We start from the raw sequence: 22207 nt of genomic DNA, 5'->3' as shown, positions 1-22207 counted from the left end.
GCACGCACCCCTGCCGATTCTGCGCACCCATTCCGGTCGTGCGGGAAACCGCAGGGGTGCGTTCGCGTTCGGGCCCGTACGCTCCCGCCGGGGGTGTACGGGAACCGGCGGGAGCGGGCCGCCCGGATCGCCGGGCATCCGGCCGCCGAGTGTTCTCTGCGGCCGGTTGTCATCCTGCTAGCTCAACCGCACTCGAGGTCAAGTCGGCGGGCTGTGCCGTGGGCCACCCGTGCCGGGAAACCGCGGCCGTGCGACCATGCCAGGGACGTCCGTTGGCGCGCACGACTTCTCGTTTCCCTCGTCCGGAGCGATTCGGGCCGCCTATTCTGGTGGAAACGCAGGGGAGCGCATGGCACGGTTTCTGATCTGGTTCCGCAACAATGTCGACGGTTCTTTCGCGGTGCTTCTCGCGATCACCGTGGGGTTGCTGCAGTTCCTCGACGTCATCGGTACCGACCAGGTGAACGCCGCGATGCTGCTGGTGCTCGGCCTGGTCGCGATCACGCTGCTGCGCGATCGGCATCTGTCGGCGAAGGCGGTGCGCGACGCGACCTCGGTGCATCTGCTGTACGGGCCCGAGATCGGCCACGCGCACACCCTCGCCCGGCGCGGCACCGAGCAGTGGATGTTCAAGGGCGGCACCGGAACCTACATTCGTGCGGTCACGTTGCGCGAATGCGTGGAGAACGCCCGGCGCGAACAACGCCCGCTGCGCGTGCAATTGGAGATCCTGGACCCCACCGACGAGCAGCTGTGCAAGACCTACGCGCAGTTCCGTTCGTCGCTGCAGCCCGAAGCCGACCGCACCGGTGAGCTGTGGACCACCGAGCGCACCCGCAAGGAGGCGTACGCGACGGTGCTCGCGGGCTGCTGGTATCGGCAGCGATTCACCTTCCTCACCATCGATATCGGGTTGTCGGCGGTGATGACGACCTTCCGCTGGGATCTGTCCTCCAGTTGCGTCATTGTCACGCAGGACAATCCGAACACGCCGGCCATGATGTTCGAGCGGGACAAGCCCTACTACCGCGATTTCAATCGCGAGCTGGTCGCCAGTTTCAAGCAGACCAAACAGGTTCCGTTGAGTCGCACGGAGGAACTGCCGCTCTCCGACGAGCCGACCGTGGACCAGGTTCGCGGCGTGTTCCAGACGTTGGGTCTGGAGTTACCGGCCGCTTTCACCGATCGCGACGTCGCCGATATCGTGCGTCGCGCGCTGCAGCCCAGGAATCCGTACTGATGAACGAATACGCCCGACTACGCACGCTGCTCGCCGCGGAGGACGCCGCGAATGCGGTGCGTCGCTGGGCGCGTGACGTGTTGGCGGGCGTGGTCGACGGTAGCTCCGAACTGACCGCCGTGCGACATCCGCTGGGGTTCTTGTGTTTTCCGGTGTGGCGCGGGGAGGGCCTCGGCGTCTGCGTGCACGTCTGGACCGAGGGCGGGCTCGCCGAGCCGACCACCTCGCCGATGCACGCGCACAGCTGGGATCTGCTCAGCACCGTGCTGTACGGCACGGTCGGCAACGAGATCCTCGAAATCGACAGTGCCCCCGCACGTCCCACGCATCGGCTGTTCGAGATCCAGAGCGCCGCGGACGGTGACCTGGTCCGTGCGACGCAACGTCTGGCCACCTATCGCACCCGTTCCCGGGAGGAGTTCCGCGCGGGCGAGGTCTACACCCTGCCGCACGGCGCGTTCCACGTGTCCGACGTGCGCGGTGCGGCGGCGACCGTGGTACTCGGCGAGGACAACCGCGGCCACCCCGACCTGTCCCTCGGCACACTCGCCACCACCGACCACTGGGTGTACCGAACCCCCTGCACCCCGGCCGAATCCCGCAGGGCCGCGCAAACCGTGCTCGATCATCTGCACACCCGACCGAATCAACTGGAGAACCGATGCGAACAGGCGACGTGATGCATCAGGTGCTGCCCGGCACGCTGCTGGACGTGGCCGCGGATGTCGCGGTCACCGCCGCGGTCGAAGCGGGCCGGGCGATCCGGGACGGTCTGCTCGGGGCGCTGACCGTCAGCACCAAGGACGCCAGCGGTGACGTGGTGACCGATCTGGACCTGCGGGCCGAGCGGATCATCCTCGGCCACATCCGGCGCGTGTTCCCGCAGCACCGCATCCTTGCCGAGGAATCCGGTGTGCTCGACAGCGGCGACGACGCCTGGTGCTGGGTGGTGGATCCGCTGGACGGGACCAACAACATCGCGATCGGGCTGCCCGTCTGCACGGTCGGTATCGCGCTGTGTCACAACGGGACTCCGGTCGTCGGGGTGGTGCACGAGCCGATCGCCGACCGCACCTGGACGGCGGTGCGCGGGCGCGGCGCCACCGGACCGAACGGGCCGCTCGTGCCGACGGCGTCCCAGCCCAGCGCGGCTCCGGTCCTCGCGTGGCTCCAGGGGTATCCCGTCACCCGCACCGATTCGACCGCCCGTGCACTGCGGCTGACGTTGGAATCGTCCTCGCGCCGCCTGATCCAGCTCTGGTCACCGCTGCTGTGCTGGGTCATGTTGAGCAGCGGCGATATCGACGGTTTCGTCGGCTATCGGGCCGGACTGGTCGACCTCCCGGCCGGTGCGCTGCTCGCCCGCGAATCCGGGATGCACATCACCGATTTCGAGGGTGCGGCCCTCGACGAGCGCTTGGATCTGCCGACGGGCGAGGTGGATTTCATCGCGGGCGGTCCTGCGGTGCTGCCCGAGCTGACCCTGCTGGTGAAATCGGCGAGTGCGGTCCAGGTGACGGGCCTGCCGGGGCCGGGATAGCCTCGTGCCCACCGTCATCCGGCGACGAGCAGTGCCGCGACCGCGCCGACGGTACCGAGCAGCGCGAGCCCGAACCCGGTGAGCACGAAGCGCAGCATCGGGACGCGCACGTTGTGCGTGCGGCAGAACTCCAGGCAGAGCAGGGTGGCCAGGGACGCCCACGGCGTCACCACCGGCCCGATGTTGGTGCCGATGAGCAGGGCCAGCAGCTGAGCGTGATTCGCGGCAGGTACCACCGCCTCGCCCGCGGTGTAGGCGGGCAGGTTGTTGGCGATATTCGACAGCGCCGCGCCCGCGCCTGCCGCGCGGAACGCGCCTGCCGCGCCCGAGTCGTCGCCGATCAAGGTGTGCATCAGGTCCGAGAGCCCGAGCCTGCCGAGGGTGGGCACCACCAGGAACAGGCCGACGACGAAAACCAGCAGCTGCCAAGGAATCAGCGACCACCGCAGGGATCGGCGGTCGAACACCGCGAACGCCAGCACCGCGATGGCGGCGGCGATGGTCGCGGCGATCCCGATGCGATCACCGACGAACGGGATCGCGACGATGAAGAGCAAGCAGGCGCCCGCCGTGGTGTACAGCAGCGCACGCTCTTTCGCGTTCGCGGGGCGCACCGGTTCGGGCGGCAGGTACCGGTCGGTGTCGCGCCGGCCCCGCCGCCAGTACCACAGCCACAGGCACAACATCGTCGCGCCGATCGAAACCAGCTGGGGCGCCCACATTTTCGTGGCGAACTCGGTCGCGGTCAGTGCGACCCGGTCGGCGGCGAGCAGGTTGGTGAGATTGGAGACCGGCAGCAGCAGGCTGGCGGTGTTGGCGAGCCAGAGCGTGGTCATGGCCAGCGGCAGCGGGGGGATGCGGGCGGGCACGGCCAGTGCGAGCATCACCGGAGTGATCAGCACGGCGGTCGTGTCGAGATTGAGCAGGATCGTGGTCGCCGAGGCGAACAGGACGCACAGCAGGAACAGCGCCGGATAGTAGCCGCGTCCGAGGATGGCGAGCCGGTGCGCGATCACATCGAACACCTTGGCCTGCCGGGTCAGTTCGGCCAGCACGATCACGCTGCCGAGAAACAGCAGCAGCGGACCGATCCGGCGCATGTTGTCCGCGGCTTCGGCCCTGGGCAGCAGCCCGGTCAGCACGCAGAGCACACCGGCGACGAGCAGCGCGATCCGGACCCAATCCAGCACGCTGAGGCCCCAGCGGGGCCGCTCGGCGGCCGCCGACGGGTGCGGCGGGATGTTGCGCTCGGGGGAGTCGACCTGTTCGGGCACGACTGCCATGCTATTGGCCTGGGCCATACTGGGGGCGTGACACAGCAGGGTGGGCGAGCGCGGGACGTATTCATCAGCTATTCCCCGGCGGACGAGCGGTGGGCCACCTGGCTGGCCTGGCAGTTGGAGAGTGCCGGTTTCCGCACCCTGATCCAGGCCTGGGATTTCGTGCCGGGCACCAACTTCATCGACTTCATGGACCGCGGCGTACGCGATTCGGCGGTCGTACTGCTTGTGCTCTCCGACAACTATCTCCAATCCCGTTACGGGACAATGGAATGGCAGGCCGCGTTCCGCACCGATCCGGGCAAGCTGATGCCGGTCCGGATCGCCGACTGTCAGTTGGAGGGGCTGCTGGCCACCCTCACCTACATCGACCTGGTGCCAGTCGCGGCCGCAGACGAGGCGCGCCGCATTCTGCTGGAGCGGGTGCGGCATCTGCTCGCGGGCCGGGCGAAACCGGCGACCGCACCGGGCTTCCCGAACGAACTGGGGGCGACGCAACCGGACCGCTACGCCGACGAGGAGGAGTCCGGCCCGGTCGCGTCGCCGACGAGCCGGCGCACACCCGTTGCGGCCCCGGCTTTTCCGGGCGGCACGCCGCATGCCGAACCGCGCACCGGAGTCAGCGTGCTGCATGTCGCGGGTCCGCGTTTCGGCCGGGGTCTGCTCGCGCCGGACGAACCGAGCACGGCGCGCGAACTCCAGGCCCGGATCTGGTCGAATGTCACCCAGTCGATCGATCGCGGTGTGCCGAAACCGGATCTGATCGTGGTGACCGGCGATCTCACCGAATCCGGCAAGCCGCGTGAGGTCGACGAGGCGCTGACCTTCCTGACCGGCCTGCGCGTGCTGCTCGGCCTCGAGCCGGACCGGTTGGTCGTGGTGCCGGGCAACCACGACGTGTCCAAGATCGCGTGCCATGCCTACTTCCTGAATTGTGAAGCGCGCGACCGGAAACCGCAGCCGCCGTACTTCCCGAAGCTGGAGCAGTACGCGCGCCTGTTCAGCGAGCTGTACCAGGGCCTGGATCATCTGGTCTTCGATGTCGGGCAGCCGTGGACGCTGTTCCCGATCCCCGAATTGCGAGTGGTGGTCGCGGGTTTGAACTCCACCATGGCCGCGACCCATCTGCCCGACGACGATTACGGCCGGATCGGCGAACCGCAGGCCGCGTGGTTCGCCGAGCGGCTGCGACCGTTCGAGGAGAACGGTTGGCTGCGGCTCGGGGTGGTCCGGCACGACCCGTTGCCGGGCACGGCGGCGTCGCCGCGCGATCCGGCACTGCTGCGCGACGTCGACACGCTGTCGCGGCTGCTCGGCGGGCGGCTGAACCTGCTGCTGCACGGCCCGGGACCCGGTGGGCCACATCTGGATCGGCTGGACGGCAGGCTGCCCGTGATCCCCGCCGCCGCGCCGGGCCGGGACGAGATCATCCACCTGACCGCCGAGGGGCTGGCCCGCTACAGCGCGACCGCGGAGGACCCGGGCGCGCCGACCGCTCGCCTCGCACTGCCCTGGCCGAATGCCGTCGCGGCGCTGTCCCCGCACGCCCTGCCCGAACTGACCGGTCCCGACGAGCCGGTGGACACCGCGCCGGAAGCCCCGACGGTGATCGACCCGCACGGCCGGTTGCTCGAGCGGCTGGCCGAGGTCTGCGAAACCCGGTATCCGGACGCGAAGATCCGGCGCGTCGAATCCGAACCGCCGCATCTGATCATCACCCATCAGCGGGACGAGGTGATCGCCCAGTGGCGGATCGGCGCGCACGTCGGCGACATGACCAGGCAGGTGATCGAGGACTTCCTCGGCCACGACCCGGAATACGGCTCCGAACTGGTGTATCGCGGTGCGCCACCGCCACGTTCGCTGCGCGACGAGGCCGCCAGTCACGGCCTGCGGGTGCGCAGTTTCACCGAATTCCAGGGTCTGCTCGATCTGGACGACTACCTGGTCAAGCAGGTGGAGCGGTTGCGCACGGACCGCCGCTATCCGCCGGAGCTCTATGTGCCGCAGCGGTTCCGGATGCTCGAGCACGGCGATCAGGTGGTCCAGGACGACCTGGTGGCCGAGCTGCTGCGCCTGGTCGCCGCCGATCACGGCCGATTCGTGCTGGTACTCGGCGATTTCGGGCGCGGCAAGACCTTCGCGCTGCACGAGGTGGCGCGGCGGATCACCGAGACCATGCCCGCGCTGATCCCGATCCTGATCGAACTGCGGCATCTGGACAAGACCCATTCGGTGGACGGACTGGTCGCCGCGCACCTGGCCAACCATGGCGAAGAGCGGATCGACCTGAAGGCCTTGCGCTACATGCTGCGGGAGGGCCGGGTGGTGCTGCTGTTCGACGGCTTCGACGAACTCGTCACCCGGATCAGCTACGAGTTCGCCACCGACCATCTGGAAACGCTGCTGCAAGCCGCGGTCGGCAAGGCGAAAATCATTGTGGCGAGCCGTACTCAGCACTTCGCCTCGCGCGCCCAGGTGCTGACCGCGCTGGGGGAGCGGGTCGGGCTGCTGCAGGATCGCCACATCCTGTCCGTCGAGGATTTCGCGCCCGCGCAGGTGCATGCCTTCCTCGCCAACCGGTACGGCGGCGACGTGGCCCGGGCCGACGCCAGGATGCGGCTGATCACCGGCATCCAGGATCTGCTCGGTCTGGCGCAGAACCCGCGCATGCTCAGTTTCATCGCCGACCTGGACGAGCGCCGCCTGCGGGCGGCCGCGGGCGCTCAACAGACCGTGGGCGCGGCCGGGCTGTATCGGGAGATCCTCGAATCCTGGTTGGCCTACGAGACCGATCGCACGGCGAGCGCCGCGGGTTCCCTACCCGGGTTGCGGCTGCACGAATTGTGGCTGGCCGTCACGGCATTCGCGCTGCGCATCTGGGAGACCGGCGAGCCGTATCTGCGCCTGTCCGAATTGACCGAGGTGGCGCAGAGTTTGGTGGAGATGACCGGCTCGAACCGGATGTCGGTGCAGCAGTCCGCACACGCCATCGGTTCCGGTAGCCTGCTGGTGCGCACCGAGGACAACCTGTTCGGGTTCATCCACTCCTCGGTCACCGAGTGGCTGGTCGCCAATCACATCGCCGAGCAGTTCGCCGCGGGTGTGGCTGCGCCGCCCCAGCTTTCGCAGGTGCCGCTCTCGCAGCTGTCCATCGACTTCCTCTGCGACCTCGCCGACGTCCGGGCCGCGCGCGGCTGGGCCGGCGGTGTGCTCGACGACCCGGCCGCCGTCGAGGTGGCCAAGACCAACGCGGTCCGGATCACCACCCGGCTGCGTACCGCGCCGTCGGCGGATCTGCGCGGCGCGGTGCTGGCCGGCGAGGATCTGTCGTATCGCGATATGCAACAGGTCGATCTGACCGACGCGGACCTGACCGGGGCCCGGTTGGTCGGGGTGAATCTGGACCGGGCCGTGCTCCGCGGCGCCCGCCTGGTCGGCGCGCGACTGGACGAGGCGAGCCTGGTCGGCGCGGACCTGACCGGCGCCGACTTCACCAGGGCGCGCTTGGCCCGCACCGATCTGACCGGAACCCGCGCGCCGGACAGCCGCTGGAATCGCGCCGCGCTGCTGGATGTGATCGGCACCCCCGCGGGGACCGATCTGCACGGTGCGGCGTGGGTGCCCGGGTCGGTCGCGCGGACCGAATTCGCCCCCGCTGCGATCGGCGTGCGGCACGGCTTCCACGCCCGGCACGGCCGACTGCCGAAACCGTTGGCCTACAGCCCGGATGGCGGCACGCTGGCCATCGGCAGCGACGACGGCGGCGTGCTGATCTGCGATACCGAGACCGGCCTGCCGCTGCGCACGCTGCAGGGCCATCGGAATCGTTCGTTCGCGGTGGCGTTCACCGACACGGTGCTGATCAGCGGCGCGGCCGACGGCGCGGTCGGCATCTGGGACGCGGTCACCGGCGAGTCGCGCCGCATCCTGCACGGGCACAGCGAATGGCCGTGGCCGGTCGAGCTGAACCGCGCGGGCAGCCTGCTCGCCACCGGCGACGCACAGGGCCTGCTGCGGCTCTGGTCGCTGCCCAGCGGCGACCTGCTGCACGAGTGCGCGCCCGAGGGCCGCCGGGAACTGATCTACAGCTTGGCTTTTCACGAGGGCGTGCTCGCCGCCGCGTATCGCGACGGGGTGGTCCGGCTCTGGGATGTCGAGACCGGTACGCAGCGTGGCGAATTCGTCGGCGAAACGGGCTCGGTCTTCCGGATCGCGTTCAACCCCGCCGGTGACGTCCTCGCGGTCGGCGGCGCACACGGCACCGTCGCGCTGTGGGATCCGGTGCGCTGCACCTTGATTCGCACCTTGCCCGGTCACGACGGCCGGGTCTACACGCTGGCCTTCCATCCGCGCCTGCCGCTGCTGGCCAGCGGCGATACCAACGGCGGATTGCGCGTCTGGGACGTGGACGCGGGTGTGGCGAAATACGTGCCCCCCGAACACAATGCGGCGATCTACTGGCTCGCCTTCGATCCGGCGGGCGAGGTGCTCGCCTCCGGTGACAGCGCGGGCCTGCTCTGCCTGCGCGACAGCGTGACCGGCGAACTGCGGCATCGGATCACCGCGCACGCCGGTTCCATCTGGCCGTTCGCGTTCCGGCCGGACGGCGCGCAGCTCGCCGTCACCGACGACCAATTCACCACCCGGCTCTGGGATCCCGCGACCGGTGTGTGCCGCCACGTGCTCACCGGCCACGGCAGGCAGGTCAAATCGGTCACCTTCAACGCGGACGGCACGATCCTGGCGGCGGGCGGTAACGACGGCGTGGTCCGGCTGTGGGATCCGGTGACCGGCAGGCTCATCCGGCGGGTGGTCGGCAGCGAGGACCGACTGCTCACCTTCGAAACCGCGCTGTTCAGCGGGAAGCAACCGCAGCAGCTCGGCCTGGTCGGTAACGACGGCAGGCTGAGCCTGCTGAATCTGGACACCGGGGATTTCCAGCGGCACATCAATATCGAGGCCGCGCCGGTGTGGGCGATCGCGTTCGATCCCACCGATCAGTACGTGGCCACCGCGAACGACGATGACACGGTGATCATCTGGACGCGGACCACCGGCGCGCTGCACATGGTGTGCGGCGAGCATCGCGGGCGGGTGCGGTCGATCGCCTTCAACGCCGACGGCTCGCTGATGGCCACCGGCTGTGACGACTCCGTGGTGCGGCTGTGGGATGTCGACTCCGGCAGACTGCTGCGCGAGCTGCACGGTCACGGCGATCGCGTGTATGCCGTTGCCTTCCAGGGAGATCGGCTCGCGAGCGTTTCCTGGGACACGACGGCGCGGATCTGGGATGCCGAGGCCGGGGTGAGCCTGCACGAGCTGACCCGGCACACCGGACGGCTCTGGTCGGCGGCCGTCGATCCGCGCACCGGCCTGCTGGCGACCGCGGGCGACGATCTCGTGATCCGGTTGTGGGACATGGCGACCGGGCGGCATCTGCACACGATGGAGGGGCACAAGCGCCGGGTCTGGGCGCTGGCGTTCCATCCGTCCGGGCAACTGCTGGCCAGCGGGGGCGACGACGGCAACGCGATACTGTGGACGGTGCCGGCCGGCGACGCCGCGCCCGCGGTGCGGGCGGAACTGCTGGGGCTGCCGGAGGGGTGGGCCGCGCTCGCGCCCGACGGCCGGTACAAGTCCGAGGGCAATACGGCGGGACAGTTCTGGCAGGTGATCGGGATGTCGCGGTTCGAGTCAGGGGAGCTGGATCAGTATCTGCCGGAGGTCGGACGGTTGCCATCGGACGCGCCGTTCTGAGCGCCGCCCGGCTGGCGAGCCGTCGTGAGAGATAGATACAGTATTTCTTGCAATGTTGCCGTGCTGAGGAGAAACCGGATGGCTGCGAAGAATGGACCGGCGGTCGACCTGGCTGCGCTGCGGGCCCGCCGCGTCACCTCGGCCGAGGCGTGGGAACTGTTCGACCGGCTGCCCGCCGCGCCCGTCACCGAGGTCACCGTCGGACGCTGGCAAGGCGACGAGGTCGACACCGGACATCCGTTCGCCGGCGTGCTCGTCGCGTCGGGCTGGTACGGCAAGCAGTTCGACGACGCGGACACGGTGCATCCGCTGCTGTTCGCCACCGCCGACGGCACCGTCTTCCCCGTCGACCCGCGGCGGGTGCCGCTGGGACTGGCCGGGCGAGTACCGGCCGGCGTGGTGCAGGCCGGCCGGCGCGCGCTCCCGCTGCTGCGACCGGTGTTGCGCACGAGCAAGCCCACCGCCCGACTGCGCGATATCGAGTACCGCGGTGTGACCAGTGCCGCCATGATCTACGACCACCTGCCGATCATCGATCACTTCCGGCGGGTCGACGAGCGCACGCTGCTCGGCGTGATGGACATGCGCGGGCTGGCCGAACCGTACTTCTTCGTCCTGTACCGGTAATTCGGCTGGGCGACACTCGGATCCGTTCCGCGGCAGTCCGGTTCGTGCACGGACTAGCATGGAGGTATCCGCGCGGGCGACCGAGGGGGAGGCAGTCGATGGAATGCACGACCTGTCTGGTGGTCGGCGGTGGACCCGCCGGCATGGTGCTGGGATTGCTGCTGGCCCGGGCCGGTGTCGAAGTGACCGTGCTGGAGAAACACAAGGACTTCCTGCGCGACTTCCGCGGCGACACCGTGCATCCCACCACCCTCGACCTGCTGGACGAGCTGGGTCTCGGCGCCGAATTCGCGAAACTGCCCGCGCGCAAGCTCGAACAGGTCGCGCTGCCGACCGCGGGCGGATTGCAGACGCTCGCCTCGTTGAAAAACCTGCCCGGCAAACACAAATACATCGCCATGGTGCCGCAGTGGGATCTGCTCGACCTGCTGGCCCGTGCCGCGGCCCAGGAGCCGACCTTCACGCTGCGGATGAATACCGAAGCGACAGCACCGGTGTGGTCGGACGGCAAAGTCGTCGGTGTGGGTTATCGGACCACCGACGGCGCCACGGGAGAGATCCGCGCCGACCTCACCGTCGCCTGTGACGGGCGCTCCTCGGTGCTGCGCGCCGCCGCCGATCTGCCCGCGCGCAGCTGGCCCACGCCGATGGACGTGTGGTGGTTCCGGTTGCCGCGCAACGACACCGACCCCGCGGGTGCGATCCCGATCGTCACCGCGCGCCGGGCCGCCGTGCTGCTGGATCGCGGCGACTACTGGCAGTGCGCCACGCTCATCGCCAAAGGCACCGACGCCGCCGCGCGGGGCGGGCCGGTCGAGGAGATCATGCGGCAGATGGCGGATGCGGTGCCGTGGTTGCGCGATCGCGTGGACGTGCTCACCAACTGGGACGAGGTGAAGCTGCTCGACGTGAAACTGGATCGGCTCACCACCTGGTACACCGGGGGCTGCTGTGCATCGGCGATGCGGCGCACGCCATGTCCCCGGTCGCGGGCGTCGGCATCAACCTCGCGGTCCAGGACGCCGTCGCCGCCGCGAGAATTCTTGCCGCGCCGCTGCTTTCGGGTACCGCGGGCGTGCGTGAACTGGCCAGGGTGCAACGCCGCCGCACCCTGCCGACCGCGGTCACCCAGGGCATCCAGCGCTTCCTGCACGCCCGCGCCATCCGTCCCGCCCTGTCCGGCACCATCGATATCGCCGGCACCCCCACCGCCCCGCTGCCTGTGCGCATCTTCCGCCGCATCCCCATCGTGCGCAGCATCCCGCCGTACCTGGTCGCCCGCGGTATCCGCCCCGAACACGCCCCCGCCTTCGCCCGCCGACCCTGAACGGGACCGCGCACCTTCGCCATTCGGCGGACTACGTATTCGAAACGGATGGTCGGAGAGTCCGGGCCGGTGCGCGATATCAGCTCGGCGTACCGCCCTCGGTGGTGGGCAAGGGCCAAACCCCAGCCCCCGACAACACGAAATCCGCATCGCTCGCCGCTCGGCACTGTCGCGCGGTCAGCGCATCGGCGCACCGACGTGCGCCGCTACCCCGGTCTGCACGACATCAGACTGTCCGCTCCGCCCTCGCTGCGGCCGGGCCGGCGGCGTCCGCGCGAGACCGGGTGCGCTCGCTCAGGGGCGCAGAATGATTCGGCCCAGCGGAGTGCGGTCTTCCAGCAGCTGGTGCGCTTTGCCTGCCTGGTCCAGTGGGAGAACCGAGTCGACCGAGGGATCGATGCCGCCTGCTGCCGCACGCGTGAGAATCGTGTTGCGGGAGCCGGCTACTCGGGCGAGCCAGTCGGGACCCGCGCAGCCGATGAGCGTACGTCCGGTGGTGATCAGGTCGGCGGCGCCGAATTGGGCGGGAGCGCCGGAGAGCCAGCCGTAGCTGAGCATTCGGCCATGCAGCGGTGTCGTCAGCGCGAGCACGTCGCGGGCGGTCTCGCCGCCGATGGAGTCGAACACGACGTCGAGGGTGGTGCCGCCCAGGGTTTCGCGCAGCCGGTCCGGCCAGGCGGGATCGTTGTGGTCGATGACCTCGTCGGCGCCGAGCGCCCGCGCCCGCTCGGCTTTGGCGGCACCGCCCGCGGTGGCGACGATGTGGGCCGCGCCGTACTCCTTGGCGAGCTGGGTGAGGTAGCTGCCGATTCCTGTTGCGGCCGCTTCGATCAGCACCGTTTCGGTGCCCGTGAGCCGGGCCGTTTCCAGCAGGGGAATGGCCACCGAACCGCTCATGAGCACTGCCGCCGCGTCCACCGATGACAGTCCGTCCGGGATGGGTACGGCCGAACTCGCAGGCGCGCCGACGAATTCGGCATAGGAGCCGAATCCCTTGGTGCTCAAGGCAACTCGGCGACCGAGCAGTGCCGGGTCGACGTCGTCGCCCACCTCGGTCACCACGCCTGCCGCCTGGAAACCGAAGACCAGCGGCGGTTCGACGGCGAGCGGGAACGCGCCGGAACGCAGTTTCGTCTCGGGGAACAGGACCGGGATCGCCTCGGCGCGGACGACCACCTCGCCCGCACCCGCGGTCGGCACCGGCACCTGCGTGGCGACCAGGACCTCGGGTCCGCCGGTCGCCGTCATTACGATTGCCTGCATCATGAACTCCATAAGTTGACTATCGGTCCAGTTGTATCGGCAACGATATGGACCGACGGTCAAGTTGTCAACGAAAGTGGGTGTGATGACCGACGAGCGTCCGAAGGAACGGGCCGACGCGGCACGCAATCGCCGGGCGATTCTCGACGCGACCAGCGCGTTGCTCGCCGAGCACGGCGCCGAGGCGATCACCATGGACCGGGTCGCCGCCGCGGCCGGGGTGGGTAAGGGCACCATCTTCCATCGCTTCGGTAACCGCGCCGGCCTGCTGCACGAGATGGTCGCCGAAAGCGCGCTCACCCTGATGGACGCGATCGCCACCGGCCCGCCACCGCTCGGGCCGGGCGCGCCCGCCGCAGAGCGGCTGCTCGCGTACTTCGACGCGATGACCCGGCTGGTGATCGCGAACTCGGAGCTCATGGTGGCCTACCGCACGGTGCCGCCGCATCCGCGCACCGGCGAGTTCCATGCGTTCTGGGACAACCACATCACCGCGCTGCTGCGCGCGGCCCGGCCCGATCTCGACGCCGAAACGGTCGGGCGGTTACTGCTGGCGGCGATCGGCGGCGAACTGGTGCAGGCGATGATCCGGGCGGGTGAGACCGAGCGGCTGCTGGACGCGGTGCGCGAACTGGTCGAATCGGTGCTACGCCCCGTCTGATTCCCGAAACATGCTGTGTTTTCAGAGCATCGCGGCGAGCATGCCCACCGACGCGTTGGTCACGCCGTGCACCACGAACAGCAGCCACGGATTCCGATAGCGCGACCAGAGGTAGCCGAAGAACAACCCCTCGGCGCCGAGTCGCGCGACCACGGTGGCGAGGTCGACGCCGAAACCGTTGCCGCCCTGGATCGCCACATGCCATCCGGCCCACAGCAGTGACGTCAGCAGGATGGCCGGCCAGCGGCCGTACCGGGCTTCCAGTCGGGTCTGCAACCAGATTCGGTAGAAGATCTCCTCCAGCACGGCGTTCAGCACGAAGAGGAAAACGACGAGCACGATCGGCGGCGGCGTGCCGGTGAAGCTCGGATGGAACACGGTGACCAGCACGAGGAAGGTCAGCACGGCGGGGGCGGGCCGCAGCCAGCGGCCCCGGGTGCCGATGCGGTACCACTCGCGCCAGGACACCAGCCGCAGCAGCAAGGGAATCGCAAGCAGCAGTGTGCATTTCAGCCCGAGGAACCACAGGTCGTCCCCGCCCGAGAGGTAAAAGCCGATCGCGAAGAGTGCGCCGAGCGCATACAGCCACCAGCCTTGCCGGGCGAGAACGCGCGAATCCACGGCCGGACCCTCGCCCCGCTGCTTCGGCGGTACCAACCGAGCCATGGCGAGCGCGGCGCCGACCGTCACCCAGACGGTCCACAACGGCACCGTGTCGTCGCTGTCGGCGGAATAGCGCAGCGCGGTATGGCCGGTCGCGATGAGCGTCAGCAGCGCGGCGAGAAACGCCGCCACGCCCGCCGCCAGCAGTACCTTGTCGATGCGCCGTGTCCCCATGACCGGCAACCCTGCCATCGTCGGGCCGGTCGCCGCCTCCGCCGAACGGAGGATTCGACCGGTCAGTCCCGCGCGAGGATCGCGTCGAAGCGTTCGTCGGCGCTGTCGAGCTGATCGAGGATGTACTGCTTGACGTCGTCGGACAGCGGGGTGTCGGCGCGGGTGACGAGATCGCGATACACCGCGGTGAGCGGGCGGTATTTGACGGCGAGCTTGTGCATCGCCGAACCTGTCGCGTAGAGGATGCCGACACCGTTGTCGGTGAAATCGGAGAGTTTGACGATGCGCGCCCACGGTGCGTCCGCCAGATTCGCCGCAACGTGCTCGCGGTATTGCACGTGCCGGTCGATCGACGGGTCCGGGGCGGGATTGGTGACGGCGGCGACGATGTCGGCGACCCGATCGCCGAATCGCTCGGCCAGGACGGCGAGCGCCGCGGCGACCGGCGGGCCCGGCCGGTCACCGGCGAGTTCGGCCGGATGGTCCTCGACCGCATCGTGCAGCAGACCTGCGATCGCCAGCTCGCTGTCGCGCACCTTGTAGTGGCTGATGATCCGGATAGACACGCGCAGTAGATGATTCAGATACGGCTCGCGGCCGTAGCGGTCGTCGCGATGTAATGCGGCGGCCAATTCCAGCGCCGCGGTGAGCCGATCGGTATCCGGGAGATCCGCGATTTCCAATAGGAATCTTTCGCGCAGTCCGGATTCGCCGTAGACCTCGCTGATCGTGTGCAGCGGCATCACGGCCAGAACTCCCGCCCCAGGATTGCTCATGCTGTCAATCTAACGGGGTCGCGCGCCGCGCGCCCGCCCGAAAATCCGTTGCCGCGCTGCGTCGGGTCGTGGTGTCCTGGATACCACGCGAGGCAGAAACCGGAGGTGTACGTGGCCGCGCAACACAAACGGCCGCGACCGGGTTCGGCCACCGACGACATGCTCAAACTGCATCGGCGCACGATGGTGCTCGACGGGCGGATGTACACCGTCCTCACCCTGCGCCCGGGCAGCGATTTCCGCTTCGCCACCAACCGTTTTCACGACACCTGGCATGTGCTCTCGGACTGGCGGGGTGCGCGGGTGCTCGCCCGGCTGCTGTGGGGGCTGGCGTATCAGCGCAGGCCCGGCACGCTGGTCGTGATCGATCCGGCGCACCTCGATACCAACCCGTTCGACGGCGCGCCCTCGGATCCGATCGTGCTGGTGCCGTCGGAGCTGACCGTGCTCACCAGGGATGCGGCGACCGCGCTGCGGCGTCGGCTGCCGTGGCGCGATCGGTCCGAGGGGACGGTGCGCTGGCAGACGTTCGGCCTCGCGGGCGCGGTGGCCGCCGACGCGGCGTGGCGTGCGCTGAGCTGGGGCGAGCGGTCGTCGGACTACCACCCGCGGCCGAGCGGATGGCTGCGGGTCGACCGCATCGGCGGTCTGATCACGATCTTCGGCGCGCCCGGCCAGTTACGGGAGATGGCCGAGCAGCTCGCCACCCTGGGCACTTATGCCTACTACGGCATGGATTACCACTACCTCGACGACGCCGACCGCAACGGCGAGGTCCAGATCTTCCGTCAGTACCGCAACCAGGTCACCGCTGCCCGGCGCGCCCGCGCCGACCTGCTGGGCCCCGCGCACCGTGGGCCGATCACCGAGGAAACCGAGCGCGCCCTCTGGTCCCATGCCGCCGCGTACCGCCGCAGCCGGCTACCCCGACTCGCCGAACCATCCGACGCGACGATCTGACGGTTTCCGCGCGCGCTGTTATCGGGGCCCGTCGCCGGCGTCGTGTTCGTATCGAACGGCGCGCTCGATCAGCTCCCGGGTGTTCCACGCGAGTTCGCCGCTGTCCAACGCGGCCAAAGTCCGATCGACCCAGTCGATTTCGGCCTGCGTCATCCAGATCGTGTAGTCGTTCTCGATGAGGAACACCGGCGGCAAGGTCGCGGGGGCGTCCTGTGCGCCGTGCTTTTGCGCCTCGACGATTCGCTGCAGTTCGGTGCGCCGCTGCCGAAGCATGCGCGCGACCTCGACGGGACTGTGAATCGCCAGGAACGACAGCGCCGCGGGGAACAGCGGGTACTCGCGCGCCGGGGTGGTGAGCGCGGTGTACATCGCGTCGAACAGCTCTGTCCGTCCCGCGTCGGTGAGGCGGTAGACCGTGCGAGCCGGGCGGCCGCCGACCTGTTCGGTCTGCACCGCCGCGATGCGTCCGTCGCGCTCCAGGCGCTGCACGGTCTGCTGGATGCTGTTGCTGCTGCGGATGTTCACCACCGCGCCTTTGCCGCGGTCGGTGATCAACTTCCGCATCCGGTACTGGTGCATCGGTCCTTCGAACAGCAACGCCAGCACCGTCAGGTTCAAGGGCGAGCGCGGGGAAGTCGGCACGGGCACGACTTTACCGATTGGTCATATTATGACTAATATGGTGCCGGGAGGAAACATGACTGATATCCGGTACGGCGAGACGATGTGGCGATGGGCGGCAGGTGTCCTGCTCGTGGGTACTTTGCTCTACATACTTCCGAGTGCACTGCACGGCAATCCGCCGATCGAGTCCGCGTCGGCGACCCTCGAATATGTGCGAGCGCGTCCGTCCTGGCGGCTCGGGCACCTGGTCAACATCGCCGCGGTGATCGTCTGGGCGTTCGGCTTCGCCGCGCTGGCCCGGGTGGCGGGCACACCCGTCTGGGCTCGGCAGCTGCTCGGCCTCGTGTTCGCCACGGCCGCAGCGACATTCGCGGTGTACTTCAGTCTGCACGCGTTCGGGCTGCCCACCGCGGCCGAGCAGTACTTCGACACGGGCGCGAACCGCGCGGCCATCCTGGAACGGACCGAAACGATCCTGATCGTGCTCGGCAGCATCGCCTTCACTGCGCAGGCGCTGCTCGGCGCGGCGGTCCTGCTGGCGGGCTACGTCCTCACCCGCTCGGTGCGCCTGTCAGGCTGGCTCGGTTGGGTGGGTGTCGTCGCGGGCCTCGGGTGGCTGGTCGGTGCGCTGCTGGTCGAATTCGCCGTCGTCGTGCCGTTCACGATCCTCACCTGGGTGTGGACCGTGGTCGTCGCGATCGGGGCGTGGCGAGCAGCGCGCCCGGCCGCCTCGGCTAATCGGGTTGCGGGATGAGCGTGTTCTGGCGGGCGGCGGTCCACCAGCGACCGTTCTCCTTGACCAGCACGTAGAGCGCGATCATCGCGGGGTCGGTGTCGATGAGTGCGCCGGTGGCGCTCGTCGCGCGGGCGACCTTGTGCGCGAAGGCGATATCGGGGCGCAGGAACGTGATGTCGGTGACCTCGTAGCGGACGTACTGGTCCTGCAGGAAACCGGCCAGGCCTGCGCGATTCGCGGCCAGCAGGTCGGCGCGACCGGTCAGCAACGCGCCCATCGCGTTGGCCACCATGGCATTCGCCGCGAAGTCGGCGGTCATCAACTCGGCGTCGTTGGTGTTGTAGGCGGTCTCCACATTCGTGACGATCTGCTCGATGGCGGCGATGTCGGCGCTGTGGTCGGTGCTCGCGTCCCCGAGGACCGGCGGCTCAAAAGTCTTCGCGTTCATGGGAATCAGCTTCCGACCTGAATATAGGTTCAGGTCAACCGCATGTCGTCCGGCTCACACGTCAGCGCACGCCGCGGGGGCGGAACTGGATGCTGATCCGCGGGCCGGCGGAGCGCCGGGTTTTGGGGACCGCGTGTTCCCAGGTGCGCTGGCAGGAGCCGCCCATCACGAGCAGATCGCCATGACCCACCTGATAGCGCAGGCTTTCGCCGCCGCCGCGGGGGCGCAGCAGCAGCGCGCGGGGCGCGCCGACGGAGACGATCGCGACCATGGTGTCGTGGGTGGCGCCGCGGCCGAAAGTATCGCCGTGCCAGGCGACGCTGTCCTGGCCGTCGCGGTAGTAGCAGAGCCCGGCCGTGCGGAACGGCTCGCCGAGTTCCCGGTGATAGTGCTCGGTGAGGGCCTGGCGCGCGTCGGCCAGGGCCGGATCGGGGAGTGGTTCGTGTTCCTCGTAGAACTTGAGCAGGCGGGGGACGTCGACGACGCGGTCGTACATCGGCCGGCGCTCGGCCTTCCACGGCACGTCGTCGACCAGCCGCTCGAACAGCGCGTCGGCGCCGGACAGCCAGCCGGGCAGCACGTCCACCCAGGCGCCGTGGTCCAACGTCGTGCGGCGCGCATGCCGCAGCGACCCGAATTCGGTGTCACCGAACCCGTCGAGCAGTGATCCCTGCAACGGTGTCGACATGGTGCCGACAGTACCTTTGCTCGAACATATGTGCTAGCGGTTTCTGTCTGGTGCGTCAAAATTCTTGGCAGGGTCGCCAGGTTTAGGTCCTGGCCCATGAGCCAGGAGGAACCGCGATGTCACGGTCGGCGAAGTCGAGGATCCCGGTCGAGGACAAACTGCGGATCGTGCTATCGGTGTTCAGAGGTGAGATGAGCGTGTCCGAAGCCGCGCGGCGGCGGGGCGTGAGCGCGGTCGCGGTATCGAAATGGAAGCAAGCCTTCCTCGAGGCAGGTGCGAAAGCTCTCGAGCCGCGCCCGAGTGGGCCGGCTGGTGCTCGCGGCGGAGCGGAAGAGCGACGGTTGCGGATCGAGAACGAACAGCTCAAACTTGCCCTCGCCGAGGCCACGGTGCAGCTGCGGATCCATCGGCACGGCGGTGTCGAGCGTGTCCCTTCACCGACCTCGAAGCCCTGAGAGCGGCACAACGATTGCCGGTTTCGAGGTTCGCCCCACTGGCCGGAATCCCGGAACGTACCTACCGCCGACGCCTGGCCCGGCACCGTGCCGGTGAGCCGCATCGCGGACCGTGGCCATCACCGCAGCTCGATCGGTTCGAGCCGATCGCGGTGGAGTACGCCGAGGCGTGGCCGGCGTGGGGGCACCGCAAGATCGCGGCATTGATGCGTGCCGACGGTTACGAGGTGTCGACCTCGGCGGTCGAGCGGGCACTGCGCCGTCGCCGGTTGTTGTTGCCGCGCGGGTTTCGCGCGGATCGGAAGTCGTGGGCAGCGTTGCGGCGCAAGGTTTTCCGGGAGCCACCGACGCGGCGTAATACTGTGTGGCAGACCGATTTCAGCGAGTTCGAAACCAGCGGGGGCGGGATCTGGAGGATCTGCGCGGTCATCGACTACGTCACCAAATACTGCCTCGCCATTACCGTGACCACGACCGCCCGCGGCCACGACGCGCTCAAATGTCTTCAGCTCGCCGTCGCCGAATCCGAACACGTCCTGGGTCTGGACGACCTGCGTGTCGACCGGGGCCTTGCCGAGGTCCTCGGACCCGACGGCGAGCCGGTCGGTATGGCACCGGCGCCGATCGCGGTGGTCTCCGACAACGGCTCGTGTTTCCGCGGCGAGGTCTTCAAGACGGCCTTCCTCGGCACCGATCCTTTGCTGCGGCACGTGCGGACCAGGGTTCGCTCGCCGCAGACCAACGGGGTGATCGAACGGTTCTTCGGCACCTTGAAATACGAGCATCTGTATCGCGGTGTCATTGCCGACGGTGACGCCCTAGACATGGAAGTCCACCGCTTCCGCGTCATCTACAACACTCTCCGACCGCATCAAGCACTCGGAGACCGGACACCCAAGTTCGCCTACCTCCAGCATCAAACCGACTGAGAGCGCGCTCCATGCGGCGTAGCGGATGTTTGGCGGTCAGGTGTCGCCGTGGGGTGCGGGGGCGGTCGTGGTGGCGGTCCATCCGGTGTCGAGGAGGGTGAAGATCCGGTCGAGTGCGGATTCGGCGTCGTCTCGTCCGTAGACAAGGGTGACGGCCTCGAGGGTGAAGTGGGCCAAGGCATGGCAGGCGGGGTCGTTCTCGGGTAGTCCGCTGTCGGTGGCGATCGCTGTGGCCAGGGTGTTTTCGTGGCGTAGCCACATGCGGCGGGCGTATTCGCGCAATGCGGGCGTGGTGTCGATCAGGCGGCGGAAGTCGGCGAAGCGCGGGTCTTCGCGAACCTGTCGAGAGGGTTCGTCGCGCAGGAGCTCACGTAGTGCCTGGGGGATGGACTGGCCGGTGGGGCGTTCGCGGACGGCGGCGACGAGCGCTGCCTCGCGCCCGGCGTCCTGATCGAAGACCAGCGCTTCCTTGCCGCCGGGGAAGTGCTTGAACAGCGTGGCCACCGAGACGTCGGCGGCATCGGCGATCTCACGGACACCGACCGCGTCGTAGCCGCGCTCCAGAAACAGCCGCAGCGCCGCGTCGGCCAGAGCTTGGCGGTTGGCGGCCTTTTTGCGCTCACGACGACGGCAACTGCGTGGCCTACGCGCCGCTGGGTGATGGCACGATCGCGGTCTTCGACACCCATGGCGACGACGACGCCCCCGTCCTGCGGTTCACCCGTGGGGAATGGGCCGCCTTCCTCGACGCCGCGCGCACCGGACGATTCGTGCCCCTCCAGAACTGAAGCTGTTTGCGAGTCACTTGCTTCGAACGCTGCCTGAAGTTTGGGGACAGGTCGAGCGGGTATGTGATGCCGGTGGACGCGAACGAGCACTGGACGGCGGGACAATCCAGTCCAGCCGGGGAGCGGATTTCGGTGTTGTTGATCGCGGATCCGGGCAAGCCTGCCGCTGTCGCGGAACGCCTCGCGGAGTGTCTGCCTGGACGCCTGCGAAACCGTGACCGTTCGCAACGCCGGTGGACGACGTGCGTGCGTCGCAAGCCCTATCTGCCTGACGAGCAAGCGGATTTCGCCGATGTGATCGACACAGTCGATCCATCTTCCGAAGCGGAAGACCTGGTCGTGTACCTCACCGATCTGCCGCGCCGCGAGGACACTTTGCCGGTGGTGGCCGATGTCAGTGCCGACCAAAAATTCGCGCTCATCTCCGTTGCTGGAGTGGGCGGCATCCACATCGAGCAACGCGTCCGCGCAATCACCGAACTCGCGATCACCCACATGCTCGGTGATCCGGAACTCACGCCTCCCGGCGCGGCGCGACTGTTCCCGTCTGCACCGATCACGGACGGCGTTCGGTACTTTGCGCCCCCTGGACTTCGGCGACTACGCCTGCTGTCGGGGATGGTGCGGGCCAACCGGCCATGGCGATTGGTCACCGGACTGTCGAAGGTGCTCGTCGGTGCTTTCGCCACGGGTGCGGTCGCGCTGGCCACCAGCACGATCTGGATGTTCGCCGACACGATGGGCCCATGGCGGATGGGGGCGGCGACGGTCCTGTCGATCGTGGCGATGATCCTGTGGCTGATCCTCGACCACGAACTGTGGGAGCGACCGAAATCGCCGGCGGAACGCGAGCGATCGGTGCTGTACAACATCGCCACCGTGATCACCCTCGGCACCGGCGTCGGCGTTCTGCACGCGGCTTTGTTCTGCCTGCTGCTGTTTACCGCGTGCCTCACTCTTCCCGCGGAACTGCTGTCGCGCATTCTCGGGCACGGCGTGAACTTCTCCGACTACCTCACCCTTGCCTGGCTGCTGGCGTCCATCGCGACGATCGGTGGGGCGCTCGGGTCGGGTCTCGAGGACGACGCCGCGGTCAAAGAGGCGGCGTACGGGGTCCGGCAGCGCCATCGCCTCGAGAAGTACCGGCGGTCGCGCGAGGCGTGACGATCATGGCGCGCTGAGCACACGTCATTTCTCCTTGTCCCCACAGGACCAACCGGTAAGTGATTTTTCGCCTTGCCAGGCCGTTTCGCGGCTCGGGCGCGGTC

20 protein-coding genes and 1 pseudogene are annotated in these 22207 nt (G+C 68.6%); 13 read left to right on the top strand and 8 right to left on the bottom strand.

What is annotated here, in order from left to right; all coding sequences use genetic code 11:
• The first annotated feature begins 349 nt into the window (after positions 1-349).
• From NVU01S_RS29415 to NVU01S_RS29405, 3 genes are read left to right on the top strand one after another with little or no spacing between them, the layout of a single operon-like run.
• Positions 350-1240: a hypothetical protein gene (locus NVU01S_RS29415; RefSeq protein ID WP_014986475.1), complete on the top strand. Its 891-nt coding sequence runs from the start codon at positions 350-352 to the stop codon at positions 1238-1240.
• Complete coding sequence (locus tag NVU01S_RS29410) at positions 1240-1920, top strand: hypothetical protein (RefSeq protein WP_052281281.1); 681 nt, start codon at positions 1240-1242, stop codon at positions 1918-1920. Before NVU01S_RS29415 ends, NVU01S_RS29410 begins: the two co-directional genes overlap by 1 nt.
• Entirely contained in the window at positions 1902-2780 is an 879-nt protein-coding gene (locus NVU01S_RS29405; RefSeq protein ID WP_244467508.1) for an inositol monophosphatase family protein, read from the top strand. The genes NVU01S_RS29410 and NVU01S_RS29405 overlap by 19 nt, the downstream gene beginning before the upstream one ends.
• A 14-nt stretch (positions 2781-2794) precedes the next feature.
• Here the strand turns inward: NVU01S_RS29405 and NVU01S_RS29400 are convergent, their stop codons facing one another.
• Positions 2795-4063, bottom strand: a complete 1269-nt coding sequence (locus NVU01S_RS29400; protein WP_052281282.1) for an ArsB/NhaD family transporter — start codon at positions 4061-4063, stop codon at positions 2795-2797.
• A gap of 27 nt (positions 4064-4090) precedes the next feature.
• Between NVU01S_RS29400 and NVU01S_RS29395 the strand changes: the two genes are divergently transcribed.
• The 3 genes and pseudogenes from NVU01S_RS29395 (at position 4091) to NVU01S_RS29385 (ending at position 11774) form a co-directional block, all read left to right on the top strand.
• Positions 4091-9820: a WD40 domain-containing protein gene (locus NVU01S_RS29395; RefSeq protein WP_043680223.1), complete on the top strand. Its 5730-nt coding sequence runs from the start codon at positions 4091-4093 to the stop codon at positions 9818-9820.
• Positions 9821-9898: 78 nt separating this feature from the next.
• Positions 9899-10447 carry a DUF4334 domain-containing protein gene (locus NVU01S_RS29390; protein ID WP_043680218.1) on the top strand — a complete coding sequence of 183 codons (549 nt, stop codon included), beginning with the start codon at positions 9899-9901 and terminating at the stop codon, positions 10445-10447.
• 98 nt (positions 10448-10545) lie between these two features.
• A pseudogene (locus NVU01S_RS29385) lies at positions 10546-11774 on the top strand (FAD-dependent oxidoreductase).
• Positions 11775-12068: 294 nt separating this feature from the next.
• Here the strand turns inward: NVU01S_RS29385 and NVU01S_RS29380 are convergent.
• Positions 12069-13040, bottom strand: a complete 972-nt coding sequence (locus NVU01S_RS29380; RefSeq protein WP_244467507.1) for a quinone oxidoreductase family protein — start codon at positions 13038-13040, stop codon at positions 12069-12071.
• 82 nt (positions 13041-13122) lie between these two features.
• On the opposite strand from NVU01S_RS29380, the gene NVU01S_RS29375 reads away from it, so the two are divergent.
• Positions 13123-13698, top strand: coding sequence for a TetR/AcrR family transcriptional regulator (locus NVU01S_RS29375; RefSeq protein WP_043680254.1), 576 nt, complete (start codon positions 13123-13125; stop codon positions 13696-13698).
• 21 nt (positions 13699-13719) lie between these two features.
• Here NVU01S_RS29375 and NVU01S_RS29370 read toward each other — a convergent pair whose 3' ends face one another.
• Together NVU01S_RS29370 and NVU01S_RS29365 are read right to left on the bottom strand one after the other, a co-directional pair.
• Positions 13720-14535 (bottom strand): CPBP family intramembrane glutamic endopeptidase, encoded by an 816-nt coding sequence (locus NVU01S_RS29370; RefSeq protein WP_043680216.1) that lies wholly within the window; start codon positions 14533-14535, stop codon positions 13720-13722.
• Between the two features lie 62 nt (positions 14536-14597).
• Positions 14598-15311 (bottom strand): HD domain-containing protein, encoded by a 714-nt coding sequence (locus NVU01S_RS29365; protein WP_043680214.1) that lies wholly within the window; start codon positions 15309-15311, stop codon positions 14598-14600.
• A 111-nt stretch (positions 15312-15422) separates the two neighbouring features.
• Between NVU01S_RS29365 and NVU01S_RS29360 the strand changes: the two genes are divergently transcribed.
• Positions 15423-16271 carry a hypothetical protein gene (locus NVU01S_RS29360; RefSeq protein ID WP_156161918.1) on the top strand — a complete coding sequence of 283 codons (849 nt, stop codon included), beginning with the start codon at positions 15423-15425 and terminating at the stop codon, positions 16269-16271.
• A gap of 18 nt (positions 16272-16289) precedes the next feature.
• Here NVU01S_RS29360 and NVU01S_RS29355 read toward each other — a convergent pair whose 3' ends face one another.
• Entirely contained in the window at positions 16290-16913 is a 624-nt protein-coding gene (locus NVU01S_RS29355) for a PadR family transcriptional regulator (protein ID WP_244467506.1), read from the bottom strand.
• A 55-nt stretch (positions 16914-16968) separates the two neighbouring features.
• Between NVU01S_RS29355 and NVU01S_RS29350 the strand changes: the two genes are divergently transcribed.
• Positions 16969-17649, top strand: a complete 681-nt coding sequence (locus NVU01S_RS29350; protein WP_043680246.1) for a DUF4386 family protein — start codon at positions 16969-16971, stop codon at positions 17647-17649.
• On the opposite strand, the gene NVU01S_RS29345 is transcribed toward NVU01S_RS29350, so the two are convergent.
• Complete coding sequence (locus tag NVU01S_RS29345) at positions 17630-18079, bottom strand: SgcJ/EcaC family oxidoreductase (protein WP_043680208.1); 450 nt, start codon at positions 18077-18079, stop codon at positions 17630-17632. The genes NVU01S_RS29350 and NVU01S_RS29345 overlap by 20 nt on opposite strands.
• 61 nt (positions 18080-18140) lie before the next feature.
• On the bottom strand, positions 18141-18767 hold the full coding sequence (locus NVU01S_RS29340) for an alpha-ketoglutarate-dependent dioxygenase AlkB (RefSeq protein ID WP_042262643.1): 627 nt from the start codon (positions 18765-18767) through the stop codon (positions 18141-18143).
• Between the two features lie 116 nt (positions 18768-18883).
• On the opposite strand from NVU01S_RS29340, the gene NVU01S_RS29335 reads away from it, so the two are divergent.
• Together NVU01S_RS29335 and NVU01S_RS29330 are read left to right on the top strand one after the other, a co-directional pair.
• Positions 18884-19222: a helix-turn-helix domain-containing protein gene (locus NVU01S_RS29335; protein WP_052281278.1), complete on the top strand. Its 339-nt coding sequence runs from the start codon at positions 18884-18886 to the stop codon at positions 19220-19222.
• 14 nt (positions 19223-19236) lie between these two features.
• The gene (locus tag NVU01S_RS29330; protein ID WP_052281277.1) at positions 19237-20151 is read left to right on the top strand and encodes an integrase core domain-containing protein; all 915 of its coding nucleotides are present in this window, start codon (positions 19237-19239) and stop codon (positions 20149-20151) included.
• 36 nt (positions 20152-20187) lie between these two features.
• On the opposite strand, the gene NVU01S_RS29325 is transcribed toward NVU01S_RS29330, so the two are convergent.
• The gene (locus NVU01S_RS29325) at positions 20188-20727 is read right to left on the bottom strand and encodes a TetR/AcrR family transcriptional regulator (protein ID WP_280140884.1); all 540 of its coding nucleotides are present in this window, start codon (positions 20725-20727) and stop codon (positions 20188-20190) included.
• A gap of 62 nt (positions 20728-20789) precedes the next feature.
• On the opposite strand from NVU01S_RS29325, the gene NVU01S_RS42680 reads away from it, so the two are divergent.
• A complete protein-coding gene (locus NVU01S_RS42680; RefSeq protein ID WP_082032389.1) occupies positions 20790-20939 on the top strand; it encodes a DUF397 domain-containing protein in 150 nt (49 codons plus the stop codon).
• Positions 20940-21011: 72 nt separating this feature from the next.
• The gene (locus NVU01S_RS29320) at positions 21012-22103 is read left to right on the top strand and encodes a membrane protein (RefSeq protein ID WP_043680237.1); all 1092 of its coding nucleotides are present in this window, start codon (positions 21012-21014) and stop codon (positions 22101-22103) included.
• Positions 22104-22207 lie beyond the last annotated feature (104 nt).

The sequence above is a fragment of the Nocardia vulneris genome (genome assembly GCF_001613425.1).
In the GTDB taxonomy this organism is placed as follows: Bacteria; Actinomycetota; Actinomycetes; order Mycobacteriales; family Mycobacteriaceae; genus Nocardia; species Nocardia vulneris.
This window is presented reverse-complemented; position numbering and strand designations above follow the sequence as displayed.

Excerpts from the sequence above, each read along its gene's own strand:
- NVU01S_RS29415 (WP_014986475.1), top strand. The coding sequence starts at position 350 with ATGGCACGGTTTCTGATCTGGTTCCGCAACAATGTCGACGGTTCTTTC.
- NVU01S_RS29410 (WP_052281281.1), top strand. The coding sequence starts at position 1,240 with ATGAACGAATACGCCCGACTACGCACGCTGCTCGCCGCGGAGGACGCC.
- NVU01S_RS29405 (WP_244467508.1), top strand. The coding sequence starts at position 1,902 with ATGCGAACAGGCGACGTGATGCATCAGGTGCTGCCCGGCACGCTGCTG.
- NVU01S_RS29400 (WP_052281282.1), bottom strand. The coding sequence starts at position 4,063 with ATGGCAGTCGTGCCCGAACAGGTCGACTCCCCCGAGCGCAACATCCCG.
- NVU01S_RS29390 (WP_043680218.1), top strand. The coding sequence starts at position 9,899 with ATGGCTGCGAAGAATGGACCGGCGGTCGACCTGGCTGCGCTGCGGGCC.
- NVU01S_RS29380 (WP_244467507.1), bottom strand. The coding sequence starts at position 13,040 with ATGATGCAGGCAATCGTAATGACGGCGACCGGCGGACCCGAGGTCCTG.
- NVU01S_RS29375 (WP_043680254.1), top strand. The coding sequence starts at position 13,123 with ATGACCGACGAGCGTCCGAAGGAACGGGCCGACGCGGCACGCAATCGC.
- NVU01S_RS29370 (WP_043680216.1), bottom strand. The coding sequence starts at position 14,535 with ATGGGGACACGGCGCATCGACAAGGTACTGCTGGCGGCGGGCGTGGCG.
- NVU01S_RS29365 (WP_043680214.1), bottom strand. The coding sequence starts at position 15,311 with ATGAGCAATCCTGGGGCGGGAGTTCTGGCCGTGATGCCGCTGCACACG.
- NVU01S_RS29350 (WP_043680246.1), top strand. The coding sequence starts at position 16,969 with ATGACTGATATCCGGTACGGCGAGACGATGTGGCGATGGGCGGCAGGT.
- NVU01S_RS29345 (WP_043680208.1), bottom strand. The coding sequence starts at position 18,079 with ATGAACGCGAAGACTTTTGAGCCGCCGGTCCTCGGGGACGCGAGCACC.
- NVU01S_RS29340 (WP_042262643.1), bottom strand. The coding sequence starts at position 18,767 with ATGTCGACACCGTTGCAGGGATCACTGCTCGACGGGTTCGGTGACACC.
- NVU01S_RS29335 (WP_052281278.1), top strand. The coding sequence starts at position 18,884 with ATGTCACGGTCGGCGAAGTCGAGGATCCCGGTCGAGGACAAACTGCGG.